Here is a 23,125-nt window from a genome sequence, read left to right as displayed (position 1 = left end):
GAAAGTTTTTTAAAATTCTTTTAAGCTTTAAACCATTTTAACTAAGTTTGGCTTGACTGATTGTTTTGAAATATACTTATAATGGAGATGGTGGCAGATAGGTTTATTTTTTCGGATTACCTCCTGTTATAGAGGTATATGTTGAAGGACCTCAAACCCGACTCAAGCTGCGAATAATGAAACCAAAAAATAAACTGAGGCTTTTTTAAGGCTTGCTGTACTTTTTATTGTATTTGTTCGTTGCTATTCTAAGAGTTTTAATCAAAGGATTGTACAAGAGCGTTTTGAATTTCAAGGTAAAGTTTTTCACTTTCTTGATAAATACCGCTTTTGGATTCATTTTTGCTCATTAGCAAGAAGAATCTTTTGATTCAGTATTGGAACAAAAAGTAAACACTCTTTGCCAAAAGTATCTTTTCAGCAAATTTGAAAATATTGTTATAGACTATGAATAACTCTTCACTTTTGAGGAACCTTGTGTGGTCAATGTTGGCATTGTACCTGCCATTTCAAGGATGTAAATCGTACGGAGGAAATGATGACAAGGGAGAATTGACCGGTAGAGCTCCTGAAGCTAGCTGGGAGACTAATGTGATCCCTTACGGTATGGTGGAAGTTCCTAGTGGTACTTTCCATTTAGGACAGGCCGACGAGGACCCTACCTACTCCAAGATTAACATGAACCGACAAGTAACCATCAGTTCATTCTATATGGATGATACTGAAATCACCAATAATGAATACCGTCAGTTCTGGTTGGCTGTGGGAGAATTGAACCAACAAAGAGGTGCAAACCCTCCTACTGGAGATGACAAGTATGTGATTGGTGTTGATGGAAATAAAGAATTAGCGATTCCAGATTTTATGTCACAGGAAGAGCTTCGCCCTGATTCCACGGTATGGACAAAAGATTTTGCCAACCATATGGGGGATCCTATGCAGGAACACTATTTTAGTCACCCTTCTTTTGGTAGTTATCCGGTTGTTGGAGTTAGCCGTAATGCAGCTCTAGAGTTTTGTAAGTGGAGAACTTACCATATGAATAGTTACCGTATGCAAAACGGTGATGCTGAGATGCCTAAGTTTGCGCTTCCTTCAGAAGCACAATGGGAATACGCAGCAAGAGGAGGTCTGAGAGGTGCGAAGTATCCTTGGGGAATGCCTTATATCCGTAACGGGAAAGGATGTGCTTTGGCTAACTTCAAACCTGGTAGAGGAAATTATTATGATGATGGATATTCTTACACCTCACCGGTAGGTGAATTTTATCCAAATGGATATGGCTTGTACGATATGGCTGGTAATGTTTCAGAGTGGTGCTTAGATGCCTTCAACCCTGCAGCATATCCTATTGTATGGGATTTGAACCCTATTTTCTTGAATCCTAGTGAGCGTAAGAAAGTAGTTAGAGGAGGATCATGGAAAGATATTTCATTCTATACAGAGACAGGAACGAGAACTTATGAGTTTGAAGATCGCGCTAGAGCTTACATTGGATTTAGATGTGTAATGGTAAGTTTGGGTGGTTATTCTGGATTGAATTAAGATTTTTTTTTATTATAACAGAGTTTTTTAATAACACTTAAAGCAATAGATCAAAGATGAGTTATCACAAGGAAACTTTTAATGAGAAGTTTAACCGCGTGTGGGTCCCTAAAGTTACAGCAGTAGGAGCAGCGGTTGTTATTGTCGGAGCGATGTTCAAACTAGAGCACTGGCCTGGAGCAACATATATGTTGGTAGCAGGTTTGAGTACTGAGGCATTGCTATTCTTATTGGGCTTTTTTGCTCCAGTACCTCCTCCAGAGAAGCATTACCACTGGGAAAAGGTTTATGGACCTGCGATCCTGGATGCCAATGCTGAAATGGCGAAAGTACCTCAAGCAGCGGGAAATACTTCTATGCCTAGCTTAGGAGTAGACGAGGCAACTGCTAAAGCTTTTGACGCAGGGATCAAGCAGTTGACAACTTCTGTGAAGCACATGACTGATATTTCTAGCACAGCAGCAGCTTCTAAAGAGTACACAAACAGCTTGCAAGTGGCAGCAAAGTCAGCGACTGAGTTAGGAAAGTCATTCGGAACAGCTTCTACAGCAGTTACTGTATTGGCGGATGCTAGCAAAGATGCTAAAAACTATCACGAGCAAATTCAAGCAGTAAGCAAGAACCTTGGTGCATTGAATGCTGTGTATGAAATGGAGTTGAAGGATGCAAATAGCCACCTGAAAGCGATGAACAAGTTCTACGGTAACTTAAGCGTTGCAATGCAGAACATGTCAGATGCTAGCAAAGAGTCAGAAAACTTTAAGACAGAGATCTCTAAGTTGACAGGTAACCTGACACAACTTAACGGCATTTATGGTAAAATGCTTAATGCAATGAAAGGATAATTCCTTTCTTGTATTTAATTTTTTTAGAATCGAGTCTTGAAAGTAAAACTCTAAAATATAATGGCAGGAGGAGCTAAAGAAACCCCGAGACAGAAGATGATCAATCTGATGTACTTGGTATTGCTAGCCATGCTTGCTTTGCAAGTTAGTGATACAGTACTAGATAAGTTCATTTTCATTAATCAGGCTTTAACGATCTCCAATAATACTGTTGAACAAAAAACGCAAAGTATTTATGCGGCAGTAGACAAGGAGGTGGCCAAAATGGAAGAAGACCAACCCAATGAGGTGGCAAAGCAGGTGAGAGAATCTGCAAAAGAAGTAAAACAAAAAACAGATGCTGTTTTAAAACAGATTGAATCTATTCGTCAAGGGATCAAAACCATTGCAGGAAAAGATGAAACTGGTCAGATCCAGGATAAAAGTGGATCTGAGAAAATGATGCAGTTGACGTTAGGTCCAGGCGATGCAAAGTCTGGAGAAGCTTACAAACTAAAGAAGCAACTAGATGCTTACGTGAAAGATTTGAATGAGATCGCTAAGGCGAATGTTCAGTCTAACTTTGAAGTTACAAAGCAGAGAATTCCTTTTTCGGATATTGATGTAATTGCAAAAGATGCAAAAGACTATCCACAAGGAACTTTCAATAAAGAGCAGTTGAACAAGGATTTCGCTATCCTTCAGTTTCAAGGAACTCCAAACGCTGCAGCAATTGCTGTATTGACTCAGCTAGAAGCAGAAGTGCTAAAAGCAGAGGCTAGCGTGATGGATGTTTTGATGAAGAGAGTGAAAGCAGAGCCAGAAATTGACCAGTATAAAGAAATCGTAATCCCTCAGGCGATTTATGTGCCTAAAGGAACGAATTATGAAGCTGAGTTGATGGTAGGTGCTTCAAGTTCTTCTCTACAGCCAAGAATGAAAGCAAATGGTGCCGCTGTTAATGTTGAGAACGGTGTTGGACACTTGAGCTTCAAAGCGATGGCAAAAGATAGTGAGTTCGATCAATATGGTAAGGCTGAGAAAATCTGGAGAGGGGTAATTGAATACCCTACTGGATCTGGATGGAAGCAGTTGCCAATCGAAAGAAAATACTATGTTATTCGTCCTGATGTAGTAATCAGTGAAGGTGATGGTGGCCTTCCAGACCTATACCTAAACTGTGGAAACACGTTGAAGATTGACGTTCCTTCATTGGGTAGCCAGTATTCTCCTAAGTTTAGAGTATCAGGAGGTAGTGTGTCTGCTAATGGTAAGGTAGCAACAATTCTTCCTACTTCTCCTAAAGGAGGTACATTGACTGTGTATAGTGGCGATATGAAAATCGACTCTAAGAAGTTTAGAGTAAAACGTTTGCCAGCTCCAAAGGTGAATATTTATGCAGGAAGAGAAGCTGTTGTGAAGGACTCTCAACTTGAGGTAACTACACTAGCGAAGAACAAGGCAAGAGCATTTACACTGCAATTGGTACCAGATGCTTCAGTAAAAGACATTAAGTCTTTGAAGCGTGACTTGAACTATGGTATCAAGTCAGCAAAAGTATCTTTGGTAAACTCTGACAACACAGTGTTTAAGTCTGAAAGAGCTAGAAACGGTGTTGTTAAGTTTAACAATAGAGATCTTAAAGCTGCAACACGTGTATTGGTAGAGATCCAAGAAGGTATCCGTAGAAACTTTAGAAAACAAGATGAGGTAGTGATCAAGAACGCTACGTTCAACATTAACTTGTCACGTAACTAATTTCTGAGGATTCATCATTGATGATATATTCATAGTCCGCAGTGAAAGGAAACTTTTGCTGCGGCTATTTTTATACCATTATTTTTTTGTACCTTTTTAGCATCCTAATAATAATTTATTGTACGTTACGTTTTTTAAGTGGGAGTTATAAGTGTACAAACAAACTTTCGGTTTTTTGGCTTGGATATTGTTTACTTTAATCGAAACAGGCGACCGTTGTTGAGTCCTGCTTATCTCATTTTTGTTTCATTACAGCTACAGTTTTGACACTTACTGCAATTATGAAAAAAATATTTTTAACACTGATCTGTAGTTGGGCTCTTATCCCAGCTATAGCACAGAACTACGCTCCGGGCGAAGAAGAAGAGCCCGTACATTCGGTTTATGAGTACCCAAAGAAATACGAAGTAATGTCTAAGCGTACCGTTTGGTACGAAGTGGACTTGGAACAACGCATTAACCGTCCATTCCATAATACAGAGTTTTATATTGCTGATGCGATCATCCGACGTGCCTTGATTTCTGTATTGATGCCTTATGATCCAGAAGATCCTACCCGTAAAATGGATAACTTCCGTGAGGTGTATGAAAAAGCAACGGCAGTTGATGAACAGTTACCAGAAGTTGGTGGCGGAATGTTCTGGGGACCGGACTTGATGTCTGAAGGTAGCGGAATGGCGGAAGCTACTGAAGGTGCAGGAGATGACTTTAGAGATGATATGTTCCATTACCTGCAAGCAGAGGTGGACTTGATTTATGATAAAACGAGAAGTATTTGGATTAGAGATATCAAACGTATTACGGTTCTTTATGAGAAAAGTGATGGGGATGATGCAGGTAAAACCAAGCGACCTTTGGCTACCTTTAATTACAAAGACTTTAAGTATTTGTTCAAAGATATCAACAGAGACAATTCTGCAGAGCAAAAGGCGTATTGGGTAAATATCAATAACAGAGCAGAAGACCGTAGTATTATGGATGCTTTTGAGTTGATGTTGTTCTCTGGTAAGATGATTAAGTATAACAATCACGATGATGCTTTGATTTCTCAGATTCTGGAAGACGAGTTAGAAAGATCTGAGATTGAAAGAAATAAAGTAAGAGCAGGAGAAGCTCCTCGTTATAAATTGAAGAAGGCAATTGACTATGAATATGGATTGCTGGAAGAAAATGATGATTTGTACTCTTACTAAAAAGTGAGAAATCAATCCTGTTATAAAAGGACTTGCATGTAGTATTTACAGGCAAGTCCTTTTTTTTATGATGCATTTCGTCTCATTATGGTACAGAATTGGATTAACTTTTAATAAACACATTGCTCAAAATAAAATAATTGTGTTTTTTAATAAGTGTTAACAATAGCAATTCTAACCCCATATAACCCATGAAAAACAAACTAATGATCATACTGCTTCTATTGGCAGTATGGACGCCATCCCTAGCACAAAACTATGCTCCCGGAGAGGAAGAAGAACCTGTACACTCTATTTATGAATACCCTAAGAAGTACGAGGTCATGAACAAGAGAACCGTATGGTATGAGATTGACCTTGAGCAAAGAATTAACCGACCTTTTCACAATACGGAGTTTTATTTGGCAGAGGCTATTATTAAGAGAGCCATGATTCCGGTATTAGTGCCTTATGATCCTGAAGAGCCTTTGAAAAAACTAGATAATTTTAATGAGCTTTATGAGAAGGCAATCAGTACAGATGATGCCCAAATGTTGGGGGCACCTATTGGAGGTGGTATAGGCATCATTGATGACTATTCTATGATGGAGGAAGAAACAGATTTTGTAGAGGGCTTCAGAGATGATATGTTCCATTATCTACAAGCAGAGGTAGATTTGATCTACGATAAGACTAGGAGTGTATGGATCAGAGATATAAAGAGTATTACGTTGTTATATGAGAAGAATGATGGAGACTCAGGGTCCAGCACAAAACGCCCGTTGGCTGCTTTCAATTATAAGGACTTCAAGTATCTTTTTAAGGATATCAACAGGGACTTATCTCCAGAACAAAAAGCTTATTGGGTAAATATCAATAACAGGGCGGAGGATAGAAGTATAATGGATGCTTTTGAACTGATGATTTTCTCTGGAAAATTGATCAAGTTTAATAATTATGATGATGCTTTGATCTCTCAAATGGTAGAAGATGAAGTGCAGCGCTCTGTAATTGAGGCAGAAAAAGTGAAAGGAGGAGAAATGCCAAGATATAAATTGAAAAAGGCTATCGAATATGAGTATCAGTTGCTGGAGCAAAATGATGACTTATACTCTTACTAATTGAAAGGGATTTTAGATAGGATAAAAATAAAAGCATAGCCTAAGCTATGCTTTTATTTATTGAAGCAATGGCTGAAAACCACTACCCTTCACTTCATGTGCTGGAAGTACCATCAAAAAGGCTTGAGGGTCCAATACTTTTAGATAGTTCTCCAATCTTACCATTTCCTTACGGCTGATGGCAGTAAGAATCACGTTACGTTCTTGCTGATTGTAGAAAAGCCCTTGTCCATTTAAGTAAGTTCCTCCTCTATCCAAATCATTAAGAATATATTCTCGTACTTCTTCATGTTTTTGCGAAATAATCATGACGACATTTTTGCTGTTGAAGCCACCCAATACAGAGTCAATGGTCTTGGAGATTGTAAATACCGATAATATGGCATAAGGGGCTAGCGTGAAGTCTTGAAAGACCACCAATCCCATAACCACAATACTGCCATCAATCAATAATACAAACTTACTGACAGGAGTCTTGAAGTAATGAGATAAGATCTTAGCCAATGTATCTGTTCCTCCTGTTGTAGCCTCTTCTCTTAAGGTAAAAGCTACTCCCGTACCTATTAATACCCCACCAAAGATGGCCGATAACAATTTGTCTTCGGCAAAGACATAACCACTCAATAACCAGGCAAAACCATCGACGGCTAGAGAAGCCCATAGCATGGCAAGAATAGTTTTCACACCAAAGCTATTCCCCAAAGAAAGTATTGCCCAAACCAAAAGTGGAATGTTAATGGCAAGAGAAATCATACCGATAGGCCAACCCGTAAGGTCACCAACAATGGTACTGAATCCAAACAATCCTCCAGGGATAATTTTGTGAGGAATGAAAAATGCGACATAACCGAAAGCAATAATACTGGCGCCCAATAATGCCTTTAACGTGCTGATAAACCACGGTTTACTCATAGGTTTTACCTGTGGTACCTCTTTTATTTTGAATGTTTGTTTGTTTTGCATTGTCATCTGTATTGACCATTTTTTAGCCTATTATAGACTCATAATCAATCTATTAAAGTCAAATAGAATGCAAATATAAGAGAATTATCGGTAATAGAATCTTATTCTACACTAACGGATATTTTGAGGATATATCACTGTAAGTGGGTATAATTATTAAATCGACTTTGTTTTTATATAATTATTCTGAAAATTGTAAAAAATCGTTTATAAATAGTAAGATTCTTAAAAATAGCTCTGTACATTTTTTGGTCGTAACCCAGAGTCAAAAGCCTATGTTATTACTTAAGTTTGGAGGAACCTCAGTAGGTTCTGCGGAAAGCATCAGAGAAGTATGCAAAATTCTCAAATCATATAAAGAGGAAGGGAAACGTTGTGGAATCGTGGTTTCGGCCATGAGTGGCGTCACCAACAAGCTTATTGCCATGGGTCAAAAGGCTTCTGTGGGAGACGAGCATTACTTGACGTTATTAAAAGAAGTGGAAGAGCTGCATTTTTCAGCGATTCGTGAGCTCCTTTTGGTTTCGGCACAGAGTCCTATGCTGGCACAGGTCAAACGTTTGCTCAATGAGTTGGAAGACTTGTTGAGAGGAATCTCTATGTTGAGAGAATTGTCTTTACGTAGCTTGGATACAGTACAAAGTTTTGGCGAGCGTATGTCATCTGCCATCATTGCGCAGTACTTGACTCAAGAAGGAGTACCAGCTATACAGTTGGATGCACGCACTGTGGTAAAGACCAATAGAAGCTTTGGGTATGCTAAGGTAGATTTCTTGAAAACCAACGCTAATATTGTACGCTATTTTGAGGATACTAAAGAATATCCAGTCATTACAGGCTTTATAGGGTCTACAGAGGAAGGGGAAACCACTACACTAGGTAGGGGTGGATCTGACTACTCTGCTGCTATTTTTGGAGCGGCGTTGGATGCGGAAAGCATTGAAATCTGGACAGACGTAGATGGAGTGATGACAGCAGACCCAAGAGTCGTGAAAGATGCCTTTACCTTAAGTCAGATCTCTTATGAGGAGGCAATGGAGATGTCTCACTTTGGTGCTAAGGTGATTTATCCTCCTACCCTGCAGCCTGCATTCCAAAAGAAGATTCCTTTATATATTAAAAATACATTTAATCCATCTTTTATTGGAACAAGGATTTCGGTAGAGACAGGACATAATGATCTACCCGTTAAGGGAATTTCATCTATCAAAGACATTGCACTACTGACGTTGAAAGGTAGTGGTATGGTAGGGGTGTCAGGGGTTTCTTCTCGCCTTTTTGGTGCCTTAGCTAAGGAGGATATATCTGTGGTATTGATAACACAGGCTTCTTCTGAGCACTCAATTACATTTGCAGTAGCTCCGGAGTTTGCATCAAAGGCACAGACAATCGTAAATCAGGAGTTTATAGGAGAAATTTCTGCAGGGAAGATTGATGCTATCGAAGCAGAAAGAGATCTTTCTGTCATCGCAATCATCGGAGAGAATATGAAAGCCACTCCGGGCATTGCAGCAGCTAAGTTCTCCGCATTAGGGAAAAATGGAATCAACGTTCGTGCGATCGCACAGGGTTCTTCGGAGCTTAATATTTCAGCGGTAATTCCACAACGTGATGTAGCTAAAGCCGTTAATGCTTTACATGAAGCGTTCTTCCTATCCAATAAAATGACCCTGAATGTATTTATGTTAGGGTGGGGACTAATTGGTTCTACGCTTTTAAAGCAAATCAAAGAGCAGGCACAGTATCTTCAGGAAGAACAAGGATTGAAGATTAACGTGGTAGGGGTGGCCAACACCTCTAAAATGTACTTTGATGAAAATGGTATTGACCTTTCTTTAAGCAAGGAAGAAGTACTTGCGGCAGGAGAGTCGTCAGATACTTTGAAGTTTATAGAAAGAGTAAAAGCACTTAACTTACCGAATAGTGTTTTTGTAGATTGTACGGCTGGTAAAGATGCCGTAGAGCGTTACAAAGATATTCTTTCAGAAAGTATCTCTATTTGTACACCGAATAAACTGGCCAACTCAGGTCCGTTAAGAGTGTATAAAGAGTTGCAGCAGGTGGCGGCATACCGCAAGGTGAAATTTATGTACGAGACCAATGTGGGGGCTGGTTTACCAGTTATTTCTCCTCTGAATGACTTGAAGAATAGTGGTGACCGCATTCTTAAGATTGAGGGAATTCTTTCAGGAACCTTATCGTATATCTTTAACTCTTACAAGCTGGGTACTTCTTTTGCTCAAATTGTGAAAGATGCCAAGGAAAAAGGCTTTACAGAGCCAGATCCAAGGGATGACTTGAGTGGAACGGACGTAGCCCGTAAGATCTTGATCTTGGCAAGGGAAGCCGGATTTGACATCGAGCCGGAAGAGATTGAAGTAGAAAATATTTTACCTCAGGAGTGTGTAGATGCCCCTACCGTAGAAGAGTTCCTTACGGCATTAACTAATAATGAACACGTTTTTGAGGAGCGTATGGTAGCAGCGGCAGAAGATGGAAAAGTACTGCGCTTTGTAGCTTCATTGGAAGATGGAAAGGCAAAAGTGGGATTGAAGGCTGTGGCAGAAGATCACCCATTCTATCACCTTTCAGGAAGTGATAATATGGTGGTATTTACCACAAGACGTTATTGCAGTGAGCCGTTGGTCGTCAAAGGACCTGGTGCTGGAGCAGAAGTGACAGCGGCAGGAGTATTTGCTGAGATTATTACTATCGGAAATTATCTGACTCATGCACAATAGTTTTTGAGAGCAGATATTAGGGGTTAGGTGTTAGAGATTAGTTGAATAAATATTGCTAACCCCTAACCCCTAATATCTAACTCCTTTATATATTTATTTTTTTATTTGGTTATAGAGATGGGTGTAAGAGTGTTTGCTCCAGCAACAGTGGCCAACGTGGCTTGTGGGTTTGATGTGTTAGGTTTTGCCGTAGATGAGCCTGGAGATGAGGTAATCATGGAGAAAAACGACGGCAAGGGTGTGCGAATCGTTGAGATCACAGGAGACGATGGGCGTTTATCGAAAGACCCCGCCAAAAATACGGTGGGCGTTTCTGTGTTGAAATATCTGGAACATATAGGACAACCTGATTTGGGTATTGATATTATCTTGCATAAGAAAATGCCTTTCGGTAGTGGGCTAGGTTCCAGTGCAGCCAGTACAGTGGCGGGAGTATTTGCCGTGAATGAGTTGCTTGGAAAACCATTACGTCAAGAAGAGTTATTACCCTTTGCTATAGAAGGAGAACGCATTGCTTGTGGAGCAGCACATGCTGATAACGTAGCACCTGCTTTGTACGGAGGGTTTGTATTGATCAGAAGTTATGAGCCTTTGGATGTGATTCGATTGAATACTCCTAACGACCTTTTTGCAGCGATTGTACATCCAAAAGTGGAAGTACCTACCAAAGATGCCCGTTCCATTCTCAGGGCCAATGTACCCATGCAACAAGCGATTCAGCAGTGGGGAAATCTCGCAGGACTGATCGCAGGACTCTATCAGGAAGACTATGATTTGATCGGTAGATCCATAGAAGATGTGATCATAGAACCGGTACGCTCTATCCTTATCCCAGGCTATCAGGATGTTAAAAGAGTAGCCTTGGAGCAAGGAGCATTAGGTGCCGGTATATCAGGATCAGGACCTTCTGTATTTTCTTTATGTAAAGGAGAAAAGAGTGCCACGGCTGTAGGTCTGGCTAAGAAAGAAATGTTTGCCAAGTATGGCATAGAATCAGACCTATTCGTATCAAGAGTAAATCAGAAAGGGCCTGTCGTTCTGTAGTTTTTCAAACTTACCGTATTGCTACACGCTTTGTTCATAATGTTTAATTGAGCTTCGCTCGTTCATAATGTTTAGTTGAATTGTTGATATACATCAACCAACAGTTCAACTCAAATCAACGATTCAACAAGCAGCGTAAGCTGTCTCAACGATTCAACTAAACATTATGAACGAGCGAAGCTCAATTAAACATTGTCAACAAACACTGAGATTAGCACTCTTTTTGTTCGTTGTATGTATAGACGTCTTATACGTTATGATCAATTTAGGGTATATTGCCCGAAACACCTTGACCATAAGATATGATACATATACAGCGAATAGCATTTTTTATACTGGGAAGCCTAATGGTCACTCATACGTCCTTGGGGCAATCTCAGAAGCTAGATCCATACATTGCATTAGGAGTTCATATGGATAGTAGTATCTATGAACATGACTACCACTCACTTTCTCCCTTATTAGATTATAATGTGTTTAGCCGAAAGGCATTGCATTATTTTAAAGTATCCGAAGAGGAGGCTTTGGCTTTTGAAGAGGAACTTCGGGAGCAAATTTCCATGGAAGATATATTGGGCGTTTTAGTTGAGGATGATGGACGCTATGAGTTTGTAAAGGTGTTGGATAAGGCTAATGGAGAAAAGAGTTTGTTGTTCAGGCAGGTTTACTCTGATGGTTGGCTTAATTATCAGGAATATCTCTTGCATACGATAGGCGATAAGCTACTGATTAAGGATATCTATAGTTATGAATCTGGAAGCTATCTATCTGACCGTATTGGAACGTCCTACTTAACAGAAGATATTTATCCCGTAAGAAGTGGATACGTGCAACAATATCATGCATTGGCAGATAGTATATTCTATTATAATCAGATGACAGCTTTTAAAGAGAGTTGGAGAGTGTATCAGACGCTGCCAAGGTACTATAAGGATAAGGAATCTTATTTATTGTCGGCAATCATTGCGTTGTCGGCTATTGAAGTCGATAAGGAAATACCTTTATTACAAAGGTACCAAGATAAATATCCTCAAAGTCCAGGGGTACATTTGGTGATGACAGATGTCTATAAAGCAAGAGGACTGATGGATGCTGCCATTAAAGAATTGGAAATACTGGAAGAATATATAGGGGGAGATGCTTTTTTGATGTATAAGAAGGCAGAATGCTATGCTACGAAAGGAGACTTGAAAAAAGCAGAGAAGCTTTGTAAAGTGATTATAGAGGAGAAGAATGAGATGACAGAAGCTGAATTATTATTGCTTGACTGTTACTATTTGAGAGGAAAGCATAAATTTTTTCTAGAAAACTTATTAGTGCTAGCGGAAAAATTATCGGTGGAACCGGAAGTTTTATGCCCTCCGGAAGACTATCCCGTTTTCTTTTCTTCTGATATTTGGCAGGAATGGCTCAAGCGGACAAAAAATGGCTAAAAACTTTCTATTTGTTTTTCAAGGGGTTATCATTTTTCTTTGAAAAAAAATGAAAATACTATTGCAGGTTTCCTGAAAGTGCATACCTTTGCACTCGCTTCTGAACGATAAACGTCAAGAATGAAGCGGATGTGGCGAAATTGGTAGACGCACTAGATTTAGGTTCTAGCGCCGTGAGGCGTGGGGGTTCGAGTCCCTCCATCCGCACTTAGTAAGGCCGACGTAGCTCAGGGGTAGAGCGTTTCCTTGGTAAGGAAGAGGTCGTGAGTTCAAATCTCATCGTTGGCTCTATTTCCGCTTGACATTTATTATTCAGAACCGCGGGTGTGGCGAAATTGGTAGACGCACTAGATTTAGGTTCTAGCGCCGTGAGGCGTGGGGGTTCGAGTCCCTCCACCCGCACTAAGTATCAGTCCTGATTGTATCAACAGTCAGGACTTTTTTTTTGGCTTGCGATTGCGAATTACGAATTGCATGTTCTTATATTTACTGTGTTTAGGGGTTGGTATAAGCGTCAGGTGTAAAGAGTCTAACTTGCACTGATCACTTACACTAATCACCATCACTAATCACTAACAACAAGTAACAGGAAAATTATGCATAGAACTCATACGTGTGGTGAACTACGTAGCCAGCATATTGGAGAAACAGTAACCTTGAGTGGCTGGGTACAAACCGTAAGAGATAAAGGTGGTTTGATCTGGATTGATGTTCGAGATCGTTTTGGTATTACGCAGCTTTTGATCGAAAACGATGCGGATACAGCAGAAAAAGCGCGTGAGCTAGGAAGGGAGTATGTCATCAAGGCTACAGGTACTGTAGTAGAGCGTACTGCTAAAAACCCGAATATCCCAACAGGAGAAATTGAGGTGAAACTATCGGACTTGACGATTTTGAATGCGTCTAAGGTACCTCCATTCAAGATTGAGGACGAAACAGACGGAGGAGAAGACCTTCGTATGAAATATCGTTACCTGGATATCCGTCGTAACCCTGTAAGGGAAAAGCTGGAGCTAAGAGCCAAGGTAGCTAGAGAGATCAGAAACTACTTGAGTGATGAGCAATTTGTAGAGGTAGAAACACCAGTATTGATCAAGTCTACGCCAGAAGGAGCTCGTGACTTCTTGGTACCTTCTCGTATGAACCCAGGGCAGTTCTATGCATTGCCACAGTCGCCACAGACATTTAAGCAATTGTTGATGGTAGCCGGTATGGACCGTTACTTCCAAATTGTAAAGTGTTTCCGTGATGAGGACCTTCGTGCAGACCGCCAGCCTGAGTTTACACAGATTGACTGTGAGATGGCTTTCGTTGAGCGTGACGATATCCTAGCGATGTTTGAAGGGTTGATCAAGCACCTGTTCAAAACAGTAAAAGGGGTAGACCTAACAGAATTCCCTCATCTGGACTATGCAGATGCCATGAAATACTATGGTTCTGATAAGCCTGATACGCGTTTTGAAATGAAGTTTGTGGAGCTGAATGATGTCGCTCAGAACAAAGGCTTCAAGGTATTTGATAGCGCAGAAGTAGTATTGGCGATCAATGCAGCAGGTTGTGCAGACTACACCCGTAAGCAACTAGACCAATTGACAGACTGGGTAAAACGCCCTCAGATTGGCGCTAAAGGCTTGGTATATGTGAAATGTAACGCAGACGGTAGCTTTAAGTCTTCTGTTGATAAGTTCTACTCACAAGAAGACCTGAAAGCATGGGCTGACAAAGCCGGAGCAAAAGCAGGTGACTTGTTGTTGGTATTGTCAGGTGATTTGGATCACACACGTAAAGCGATGTGTGAGCTTCGTTTGGAAATGGGAGAGCGTCTAGGCTTGAGAGATCGTAATACTTTCTCTACGCTATGGGTTGTAAACTTCCCGCTATTGGAGAAAGACGAGGAAACAGGGCATTATCACGCAATGCACCACCCATTCACCTCAGCGTTGCCAGAAGACAGCGAGAAACTGGTTTCAGCCCCTCAGGAGGCAAGAGCAAACGCTTATGATATGGTGATCAACGGTGTGGAAGTTGGTGGTGGTTCTATCCGTATCCACGATAAGACAGAGCAGTCTCAGATGTTCGATGCACTAGGATTCACTCCAGAAGAGGCGAAGGCACAATTCGGCTTCCTATTGGATGCGTTCGAATACGGAGCACCTCCTCACGGTGGTATCGCTTTCGGATTTGATCGTCTTTGCGCACTATTCGGTGGTGTAGACTCTATCCGTGACTTTATTGCTTTCCCTAAAAACACCTCTGGTAGAGATGTAATGATCGATGCGCCATCTCCAGCTGGTGATGAGCAATTGAAGGAACTAGCAATTCAGTTGAAAAAGTAATAGGTAATAGGTAAAAGGTAATAGGTGTTTTGAGGTTTTACCTTTTACCTATTACTTTTTACCTTTTACTTTTAATACACTTAAGTATGGTTTTCTGATTCTTGATATCCGTAGTTGCAAAAAGGTAGACCTCTCCCCCATCCTGCAATCCAGTTTTCTTTCGGATCTGCGCTACCGTTAACGGAAAATTACGCACGGTAATATTTGCCTTCTTCATACTGAGATGTTTTTTAATCTCTTTCTTACCAAATCCAAATTGCTGGACACATTCGAATATTCTTCCCGGAAAATCTTCTATTAAAGTTTCAGAGGTATATAGATGACTGTTAGGGTGAAGTTTTTTTAAGCCGTATTGATTCCCGATTGTTTTATACCCTCCTGCTTTTAGAATAGCCACGTTAGGTTCATAGATATAAGTTTCCGCTTTTTCAGCATAGGTAGAGGCAGCATATTCCTCTTCCGAGTACAAGAAAGAAAAGCGTTGGAGGTTACGACCATCTTTTGAGATATTAATACTGACAATAGCGGGTTCCTCAGGGAGTTCTTTAGAGAGTAATAACAAGATCTCCTTACATTCATTCTGGACACTGACTACTTGTACTTCCCGGATATAAGGAATCGTTTGAATGGTTTGCTTGATATCCAACATAGGAGAGAGTTTGATCATCACCTCTTTCCCTTTTTCCACGAGTGAGTCTTGTAGTTCCTTGATATTAGGCTCACATTCTTCGATCCTTACTACTTTTTCATTGAACTCATCTCTACGGGCAGGGTCTAAGTAGATAAAGTCAACTCTCTCAGAAATATTTTTTAAATAAGTAACCCCATCCTGTGCATGTATGTTGACATTTCCTACATCAAGGACCTCCATGTTTTTTTTGACCAGTTCAGCTAGCTCCTCTTGTCGTTCCACATAAGCAAAAGACTCAAATTTTTGAGAGAAGAAATAGGTATCTACCCCAAAGCCTCCGGTTAAGTCAATACCCTGTTTTCCTTTTATTAAGGAAGCTTTATAGAGTCCAGTGGCTTCTGAAGAACATTGCTCCATAGAGAGTTTTACAGGGTATTCTAAGGCCGTATTGTCGTACCAGGAAGGGAGTTTTTCCTTGGCTTTCTGTCTTCCTTGTATTTGTGTGACTACGTAAGCCATTGGAATATCGGGGTAGCGGCTGGCTTGTAGCATTAACTGTGTAGGATCGTCTTGTAGGTGTGCTTCTATAAAGTCTTTAATGTCCATAGTGTATTTTGCCCCTGATTTTGATCAAATATATAGGGGCAAAAATATACTTTTTCAATGGAATAAAGATAACGGGAAGGTTCTTTTCAGGTTTTCCGATAGAGATACTGATGATATGGTAAGCTCTTAAACGCTTAACCAATTAATTAATACGCTTTAAGTAAATCGTTATCAATCCAGTATTGTGATATGTCTGAAATACAAAGTCATCCTCTTCAAGGAGTAAGACATCTCCGGCTCCAGTGAGGGAATTTCCTGTCCCGTCTGATATACTTGCTTCTCCGTAATATAATTCCATATTAATCGAAGCATTACCAATTGGTACAACACTAAATATAAACGGATACTCCTGTTCATCCTTATCCACAAACAGTCCATCACAATCGGTAGTACTGGAAGGATCTGTATCACAAGGTTCAAATATAAAATGTGTACCTTCCAAACCAGTGTTGGAAGTACTTCCTTCTATTTTATCGACAACCCACTTTCCCTGGGTCTTATCGGCCATTACTTGTTGCTCATTTTGATTGCAGCCTGATATTAAAAAGCTTATTAACGCAGTTACGAAAAGAATATTTGTCAGTTTCATGGTTGATTTTGTTTGTATAAAAAAAGTATGATTGAGCTAGCGGGCTAATAATTACTGTCTCTGTAATGTAATTTTTACTGGAAATGTATTTGTGCTCAAAATGGTAGAATCATGAATAGCGGTATACGCATGGGAGTAAAAGGTAAACTCTTCTTCATCTAGGTGTTCGATTTCTCCACTTCCGTGCAGGGCTAAAGTAAACTGTTTATCATCGCTGAATTCCTCCGTATAAAAGTTGATCACATCCTTATTCTTCCCACTACCCATGGCTATATTATAGATAAAGCTTATTCTATTTCCTGTAGAAGTGATGATCTCCCCTGAGCACTGTGTGAAGGTATCCTTTTCTATTTCACAAGGCTGAGAGAAGTCAAACTCACCTCCTTTAAGGAGAATGCCATTGTTATTATCTGTCTCTTCTACGGAGACTAAAGTCCACTTTCCTTCTACTTTCTTTATAATGGAAGAAGGAGTGTCAGCACAGGAAGTAATTAAAAAAATAAAGCTGCAAAAAGTTAATAGTTTCCTCATTCGTATGGTATTTATAAATCCTCTTTTCAAGAGGACAACTCTATTTTAAAAGAGGACACTAGAAATTTTCATTTTATGTATCGCTGTTTGTATTCAATACATATAAATACCTACTTTATAATAATTTTTTGCCTGTAAACCTCCCCTCCTACTTCCACCATACAAAAGTAACCCCCTTTACCCCAAGAGGAAATATCAAACGTTTTAGTTTGATTGGCGGGTACTTGCCATGTCGCTTTATGTCGACCATCTGCCTGTATCATGCGAATAGTAGCAGGAGTCGTGGCTTGATTAGCAATTTTGAGGTATTCCTGTGCTGGATTAGGGTATAGGGTAATCGGAGTAGTCGGTTGTTTTTCTTCTATCGTAGCAGTTACCTCAAATAGTCCTTTCTCAAACAATAATATACCTCCAGCAGCACTTCCTGATAGTATAAAATTCCCTAAAGGAGCAAGACTTAAATGCCTGCCTAGTCTAGAGGGATATAGCTGTGCACTTTGAGGATTATACATGAGTTCTTCCTGAAAAATTGGGGTCTCTTGGTTTTTATAGTCGTAAGCTATTTTTAGTTTCCCATCGTTTCCTCCCAAAAGTAAATCCTCTTTCCCATCTTCATTAAAATCTAGCAATAAGATGGAAGGGTAACGATTCTGAAAATCATTAATCCCCAAAAAAGGAGTGGATTGCTTTTCAAAACTCAGGTTTCCTTGGTTAATATAGGTATGGAGGGTGCCATTGAAATCACCAGAGAGAATATCCAGTAGCTGATCTCCATTAATATCCTGTAAGTTTAAAGTACTCTGGGGAAAGAGGCGGATATCCAGTGTTTGTAGGTTGTCAAGGTTCCAACCTTCAGAGGTTTGAGGAAGGTAATAGACTTGTGTTTGGGAGGAAAATGGTGTATCCCTACCCAAAAAGAGTAAATCTAGAAGTCCATCCTGATCGAGGTCGGCCCATTGAGGTGTTAAGTCGTACAGCTCAAGGGAAGATAGATTCAGGTAGTTCTCTGATTGTAAAGTGAACTCAGGAGCGATGTCTGTTCCTATATTCTCAAAGAGAAAAAGTTGTGCTGCTCGTTCACTCTGTCCACGTTGCCCTATTAATAGATCAGTATCTCCGTCTTTATCTATATCAGCCGTACTGAGCGTAGAAAAAGCACCTATATCAATCATTTCTTCTTGAAGAAAAGAAGTCGACTTCAAGGTATAGGTATTGTTCTCTGATAATTCGTATTGATAGCTAGAATGGGAGAAGTCAATAGCATAAAGATCATCGACAAAAAGGTTACTGCTTCCTAGAAGCGTTATTTTGTTATCCAGTTTAATAGCCGATAAGGAAGGAAATACCAAGTCTACCTTATTGCTATTTTCAGAGAATACTTCTTCATTAAGCATTGAGAATTGAGGCATCTCCGTAGTCCCTTCGTTTAAGAAAGGAAATAGGGTTGTACATTCCACTTCGCTACTAACCAGGTCCCGAACACCATTTTGATTGAGATCTGCCAACAAAAGACTACCTCCGGCATGGGCAGGGCGCAGATTACTATTTCCCTCACAGGTTTCTTCCTCTGAAAATAAAAAGGTAGCACAATCTCCACATTCCCGTATGTTTCCCCATTGTCGGTCTTCCAATGCCAATAGTATTTGCTGACAGTCATTATTTTCTTCCATACTAAAATTCTTATGCCATTGAATATTCCCATTGCTGTCATAAGTAAAAACGTCAATATCGCCATCTCCATCGATATCGGTAAAGGAAGGAATGTCCGTAATAGGTATTCTTAGGGAAGTAGGATTCCCCAAAGAGTTTGTGGTTTCCAGTTTGATGCGTTCACCAAAAAGGCTCAGATTTTCACTTGAAGTATTGGGATAAAGATATACAGTATTATTGTCTCCGGTAAATAAGTCTTTGTGTCCGTCACAGTTGTAATCGACCAAGGCAAACCAGTAAAGAAACTCCGGAAATAGAGTCGTATACTCAGGGCTATATTGAAAAGTATTTTCTTTTTTTATAAAAATGGATAATCGACCGGCTGACTTATCAAAACCTACAAGGTCTTCCATCCCATCTTCATTAAGATCCATACTTTGAAAGTATACAGCATTAAGTCCTCCTGCCCAAGCTTGAGATAATTGGGTATCCTCTTTTTGGGTAACGGTAATTTGTTGAGAAGGGATAAGGGCGTAGGTATTGGCTTGCCCCCACCCTAGTACAGGAAGCCAACAGAAGAAGGATAGTATAAGAAGTTGTTTGTTCATGGAGTTCATAATGTTTAATTGAGCTTCGCTCGTTCATGGTGTTTAGTTGAAAAAATAAAACAGCTAAACATTATCAATAAACGCTTCATCTTCTAGCTCTACTTGAAATTCGAGATAAAATCCAATAGCCTCATCGATGACCTCGTTCAGGCTTCTTTGTTGTTTATCTGCCAGTTTTTTGAGCTGATGCAGCTGGGCTTTCGAAAGGCTAAACCCCAAAGGTAATGTTGTGCGATTATTATCAGGTGTACTAATACTATTTTTAAGGGCTGTCTGCAAGCTTGATTTTAAGGACTTATTTTTCATGATTAAAAAAAGGTTATCAGTTATGTGTCAATAGACAGTGCAAGCTGTCTGAACTAATCAACTCCCAATACTCACCGAATGGTGAGGAGTATATGTTATTTTTTCAACTAAACAGCATGAACAAGCAAAGTTCAATTTAACACTGTGAGAGAGTTCTGTAAACAAATCAACTCGAATCAACTCACCAAAGGTGAAATTCAACGATTCAACGATTCAACCTCCTCAATAGCTTCATAAAAGATACCTTGTATCTCCGACCTCAAATCTAGATCAATCAACGTCCGGTTATTGGCATAAGGGTAGACCCTATTGCATAAGAACACATAGACCAATTCATTTTTAGGATCAGCCCAGGCGCAAGTACCCGTGTAGCCTGTATGTCCAAAGGTATAGGTGGAGGCTTTTGGAGAAGTAGGGCTTTCGCTTTTTTTCCAGGGGTTAGGTTTGTCCCAACCATAGCCTCGTCGATTACGGTACATTTTATAGGGACGATTATTGAAGGTATTAAGGGTTTTTTCTGTAAAAAACTCTTTACCTCCATAACGACCATTTTGCAAGTTCATTTGCATCAGAATACCTAAATCATGGGCTGTACTAAATAGTCCTGCATGTCCGGCCACTCCTCCCATTAGGGCTGCAGAAGGATCATGAACAAAGCCATCCGTAACGAGTTCCTGTCGGTAGCGGAAGTCTAATTCTGTAGGCGCAATATCTCTGCCTTTTTTTCGGAGATAAGGTAAGTATCCTAAGGAACGTAAGCCCATGGGGGCATAGATACTATCTTCCAGAAATTGATCTAATGGCTGACCAGTTTGCTTTTCGATAATACGTTGAAAGAAGTAATAACCCAGGTCACTGTAGCGATAGGAATAACGTCCTCCTCGGTATCGTCTTCTTCTGGATAGACTACTTTCTTTTAGCCAATCCCACATATAGTCTTTAATGCTGTCATTGGCAAAAAGATTGGGGGAGACCTGTACATTATATCCCTCTTTCGCTTTATCGACAAGATAATTATCATTGAATAAACGCGTGTTGATATCCATCACATGTCCCCAGAAAAAGTACCCACCTTTAAGTGCCGAACAGTGTGTTAGTATATTTTTGATTCTCAAGGATGACTTATCCGTTCCTCTAAGAGAAGGAAGATAATACCCGAGGTTATTATAGATATTAAACTTATTTTTTGAGGTCAAGTACATGAGCCCTTGGACCGTCGCGGCTACCTTGGTGACAGAAGCGATATCATAAAGGGTCTCTGTCGTGATTGCTTTATTCTTACTATAGGTGAGATGCCCATAAGCTTTATTGAAAACCATCCGTCCATGATGTATAGCGACAATCTGACATCCTGGGAAAGCTTCTTGTATGATAGATTGCTCTATGAGACTATCTACTTTTTTTAGGTATTCGCTATCCATACCGCTCATCTCTGGCAATCCATAGCTGATACGCTGTAGGGAATTGGTTTGTATTCCTACCCCTCCTTTTATAGTAGTACTGATGTTGATTGGTAATCGTCCAGTACTCTCAACGGCCCCAAATATAATTTGAGGCACTACGCGTTGTGCAATAGGAGAGGTTTCATAGGCACAAATAAGATTATCACAAAAGTCCAGATATTGTAGTCCCATAGGAGAACCAAATAGCACGGTGATCACCCTGGTATTGCTTGCCCTGAGCTTTTTGAGTAATTGGACTGAGGCATAACTTACTCCGTAACGGTCAATAGGACTGTTACTGTCGGTAAATATACCAACGATAACGGCGTTGAATGTTTTGGTTTTATTATACAAATCATTGACTGCTGCCGTGGAAATATTTTGAGTAGATAGTGGAAAATGTTCTGCTTCAATATAATGTTGGGTATACTGATAGAATGGGTTTTTAGGATCATCATTCCCTAATGAGATAACAGCAACCTTTTGTTGATTGACTTTTAGGAATGGAAGGATGCTATCCTGAGCGTGAATAACAGTCGTACTCTGTTCATAAATTTGTTGTACGAGTGCTTCTTTTTGGTTTTCTGTATAATAAATAGGAGATCGCTCCGGAAGTGCGATAATCTTTTTTTCTTTGACCAATAAAATTTTTCGTACGCTTTGATCAATCACCGACTCAGAGAGTTGTCCTACATTGATGGCTTGTTTGATATCAAAAATAACTCTTGGAATGTCATAAGGAGTGATCACCATATTAAATCCATCTTTCAAGGTTTGTATGGCAGAACTTCCGGCATATTGATACTGTACTAAGGGATTGAGAGACGTCAGGTTAGCCATAAAGAGTCCTTCATAGTTGGCAGAGTCCCTTAAGAATTGTAATGGATTATGATGTCCCGCAACTAGTGGAATAGTGGTTTGCCCTTGCTTGCTTTGTAGGTCTTTTATGGTGTACTCACTCATCAGTAAGGAGATACTATCGGCAATCAAGTTGCGATAGATAAAGAGTTTATCTTGATGTTCGGCAGAGAAGGGATTGGAAGTTGACTTGGGAAAGTATTTTAAGCAACCGGCAACATTTCGACGTTGTATACCTCTAATAAAAGCACTCCCTTTGGAAACAATAAGCTCCTTGATATCTCCCCAAGTAGTATGTGGATTATCTTTGTGAATATTATTATCCAGATTAATAGTACTAAAATTAATAAGTAATTCTTGGTGCTCTTCTGCAATCGCTTCTCCTAATTGGTAGATCGCTTGGTTGCTTCCTATGGCTCCTAGCGTAATGGATTTGGGGTAATTAAAAGGTTTATGCTTCCGGTTAAGAATTCCTTTGATAGGATCTAGTCCTATAAATAGTGGTATAGTGGATTTATTTTGAAGAAGGTGAATACTATCGGTATGAACATTTTCTATATCCTGAAATACGACCCCCCCAACACCATACTTTTCGATAAGTCGTTCAACACGAAAAGTTTGAGCGTCTTGCCCTGTCTGAATAGGTACGATAAGTAATTGTGCGATTTTTTCTTCCAAAGACATATTCGCAAGGGTAGTATCAACCCATGCAGAGGAGGATTCCTGTGCTGCTATACGAGAAGAAATGCCTATACAGGCAATAAGGATCAGGTATACGGGATATCTACCAAGGGTCATGGGTGTATCGTATCAATTATGAAATGTACAGATAAAAATAGGTTATACTAATTACCTAACTGCACAAGGGGCTTCTTGTTACAGAGGTAATGAGGTCTTGGAGTCAATTTTAGGCTTGTTATTAAACTTAAAAAAAATTAAGCAACATATCTAAATAAAAGTAAAAAGA

General features: G+C 39.8%; 16 protein-coding genes and 3 tRNA genes. 12 read left to right on the top strand and 7 right to left on the bottom strand.

The window, feature by feature from the left end:
• Window positions 1–447: 447 nt before the first annotated feature.
• From porK to ABD985_RS08160, 5 genes are all read left to right on the top strand, one after another.
• A complete protein-coding gene (gene porK, locus ABD985_RS08180) occupies window positions 448–1,545 on the top strand; it encodes a T9SS ring complex lipoprotein PorK/GldK (protein WP_345370785.1) in 1,098 nt (365 codons plus the stop codon).
• A gap of 56 nt (window positions 1,546–1,601) precedes the next feature.
• Window positions 1,602–2,390: a type IX secretion system motor protein PorL/GldL gene (gene porL / locus ABD985_RS08175; RefSeq protein ID WP_345370782.1), complete on the top strand. Its 789-nt coding sequence runs from the start codon at window positions 1,602–1,604 to the stop codon at window positions 2,388–2,390.
• A gap of 60 nt (window positions 2,391–2,450) precedes the next feature.
• Window positions 2,451–4,127, top strand: a complete 1,677-nt coding sequence (gene porM, locus ABD985_RS08170; protein WP_345370781.1) for a type IX secretion system motor protein PorM/GldM — start codon at window positions 2,451–2,453, stop codon at window positions 4,125–4,127.
• 281 nt (window positions 4,128–4,408) lie between these two features.
• A complete protein-coding gene (locus tag ABD985_RS08165) occupies window positions 4,409–5,320 on the top strand; it encodes a hypothetical protein (RefSeq protein WP_345370780.1) in 912 nt (303 codons plus the stop codon).
• Between the two features lie 191 nt (window positions 5,321–5,511).
• Entirely contained in the window at window positions 5,512–6,420 is a 909-nt protein-coding gene (locus ABD985_RS08160) for a hypothetical protein (RefSeq protein WP_345370779.1), read from the top strand.
• A 57-nt stretch (window positions 6,421–6,477) separates the two neighbouring features.
• Here the strand turns inward: ABD985_RS08160 and ABD985_RS08155 are convergent, their stop codons facing one another.
• Window positions 6,478–7,332 (bottom strand): YitT family protein, encoded by an 855-nt coding sequence (locus ABD985_RS08155; RefSeq protein WP_345370776.1) that lies wholly within the window; start codon window positions 7,330–7,332, stop codon window positions 6,478–6,480.
• A 326-nt stretch (window positions 7,333–7,658) separates the two neighbouring features.
• On the opposite strand from ABD985_RS08155, the gene thrA reads away from it, so the two are divergent.
• From thrA to aspS, 7 genes are all read left to right on the top strand, one after another.
• The gene (gene thrA / locus ABD985_RS08150; protein WP_345370775.1) at window positions 7,659–10,124 is read left to right on the top strand and encodes a bifunctional aspartate kinase/homoserine dehydrogenase I; all 2,466 of its coding nucleotides are present in this window, start codon (window positions 7,659–7,661) and stop codon (window positions 10,122–10,124) included.
• 117 nt (window positions 10,125–10,241) lie between these two features.
• Window positions 10,242–11,168, top strand: coding sequence for a homoserine kinase (locus tag ABD985_RS08145; protein WP_345370773.1), 927 nt, complete (start codon window positions 10,242–10,244; stop codon window positions 11,166–11,168).
• A gap of 302 nt (window positions 11,169–11,470) precedes the next feature.
• The gene (locus ABD985_RS08140) at window positions 11,471–12,601 is read left to right on the top strand and encodes a tetratricopeptide repeat protein (RefSeq protein WP_345370771.1); all 1,131 of its coding nucleotides are present in this window, start codon (window positions 11,471–11,473) and stop codon (window positions 12,599–12,601) included.
• A 125-nt stretch (window positions 12,602–12,726) separates the two neighbouring features.
• Window positions 12,727–12,808, top strand: a tRNA-Leu gene (locus ABD985_RS08135).
• Between the two features lie 9 nt (window positions 12,809–12,817).
• Window positions 12,818–12,889: transfer RNA gene (locus ABD985_RS08130), tRNA-Thr, on the top strand.
• 32 nt (window positions 12,890–12,921) lie between these two features.
• A tRNA-Leu gene (locus ABD985_RS08125) sits at window positions 12,922–13,003 on the top strand.
• A gap of 194 nt (window positions 13,004–13,197) precedes the next feature.
• The gene (gene aspS / locus ABD985_RS08120) at window positions 13,198–14,937 is read left to right on the top strand and encodes an aspartate--tRNA ligase (protein ID WP_345370769.1); all 1,740 of its coding nucleotides are present in this window, start codon (window positions 13,198–13,200) and stop codon (window positions 14,935–14,937) included.
• Between the two features lie 58 nt (window positions 14,938–14,995).
• On the opposite strand, the gene ABD985_RS08115 is transcribed toward aspS, so the two are convergent.
• From ABD985_RS08115 to ABD985_RS08090, 6 genes are all read right to left on the bottom strand, one after another.
• On the bottom strand, window positions 14,996–16,174 hold the full coding sequence (locus tag ABD985_RS08115; RefSeq protein ID WP_345370767.1) for a THUMP-like domain-containing protein: 1,179 nt from the start codon (window positions 16,172–16,174) through the stop codon (window positions 14,996–14,998).
• 142 nt (window positions 16,175–16,316) lie between these two features.
• Window positions 16,317–16,763, bottom strand: a complete 447-nt coding sequence (locus tag ABD985_RS08110) for a hypothetical protein (protein ID WP_345370765.1) — start codon at window positions 16,761–16,763, stop codon at window positions 16,317–16,319.
• 51 nt (window positions 16,764–16,814) lie between these two features.
• Entirely contained in the window at window positions 16,815–17,294 is a 480-nt protein-coding gene (locus tag ABD985_RS08105) for a hypothetical protein (RefSeq protein WP_345370763.1), read from the bottom strand.
• A gap of 110 nt (window positions 17,295–17,404) precedes the next feature.
• On the bottom strand, window positions 17,405–19,552 hold the full coding sequence (locus tag ABD985_RS08100) for a T9SS type A sorting domain-containing protein (RefSeq protein WP_345370761.1): 2,148 nt from the start codon (window positions 19,550–19,552) through the stop codon (window positions 17,405–17,407).
• 63 nt (window positions 19,553–19,615) lie between these two features.
• On the bottom strand, window positions 19,616–19,858 hold the full coding sequence (locus ABD985_RS08095) for a ribbon-helix-helix domain-containing protein (RefSeq protein ID WP_345370759.1): 243 nt from the start codon (window positions 19,856–19,858) through the stop codon (window positions 19,616–19,618).
• A gap of 197 nt (window positions 19,859–20,055) precedes the next feature.
• Complete coding sequence (locus tag ABD985_RS08090; protein WP_345370758.1) at window positions 20,056–22,956, bottom strand: serine hydrolase; 2,901 nt, start codon at window positions 22,954–22,956, stop codon at window positions 20,056–20,058.
• Between the last annotated feature and the right edge of the window lie 169 nt (window positions 22,957–23,125).

Source organism: Algivirga pacifica, from assembly GCF_039543525.1.
GTDB classification, from domain to species: Bacteria; Bacteroidota; Bacteroidia; order Cytophagales; family Flammeovirgaceae; genus Algivirga; species Algivirga pacifica.
This window is presented reverse-complemented; position numbering and strand designations above follow the sequence as displayed.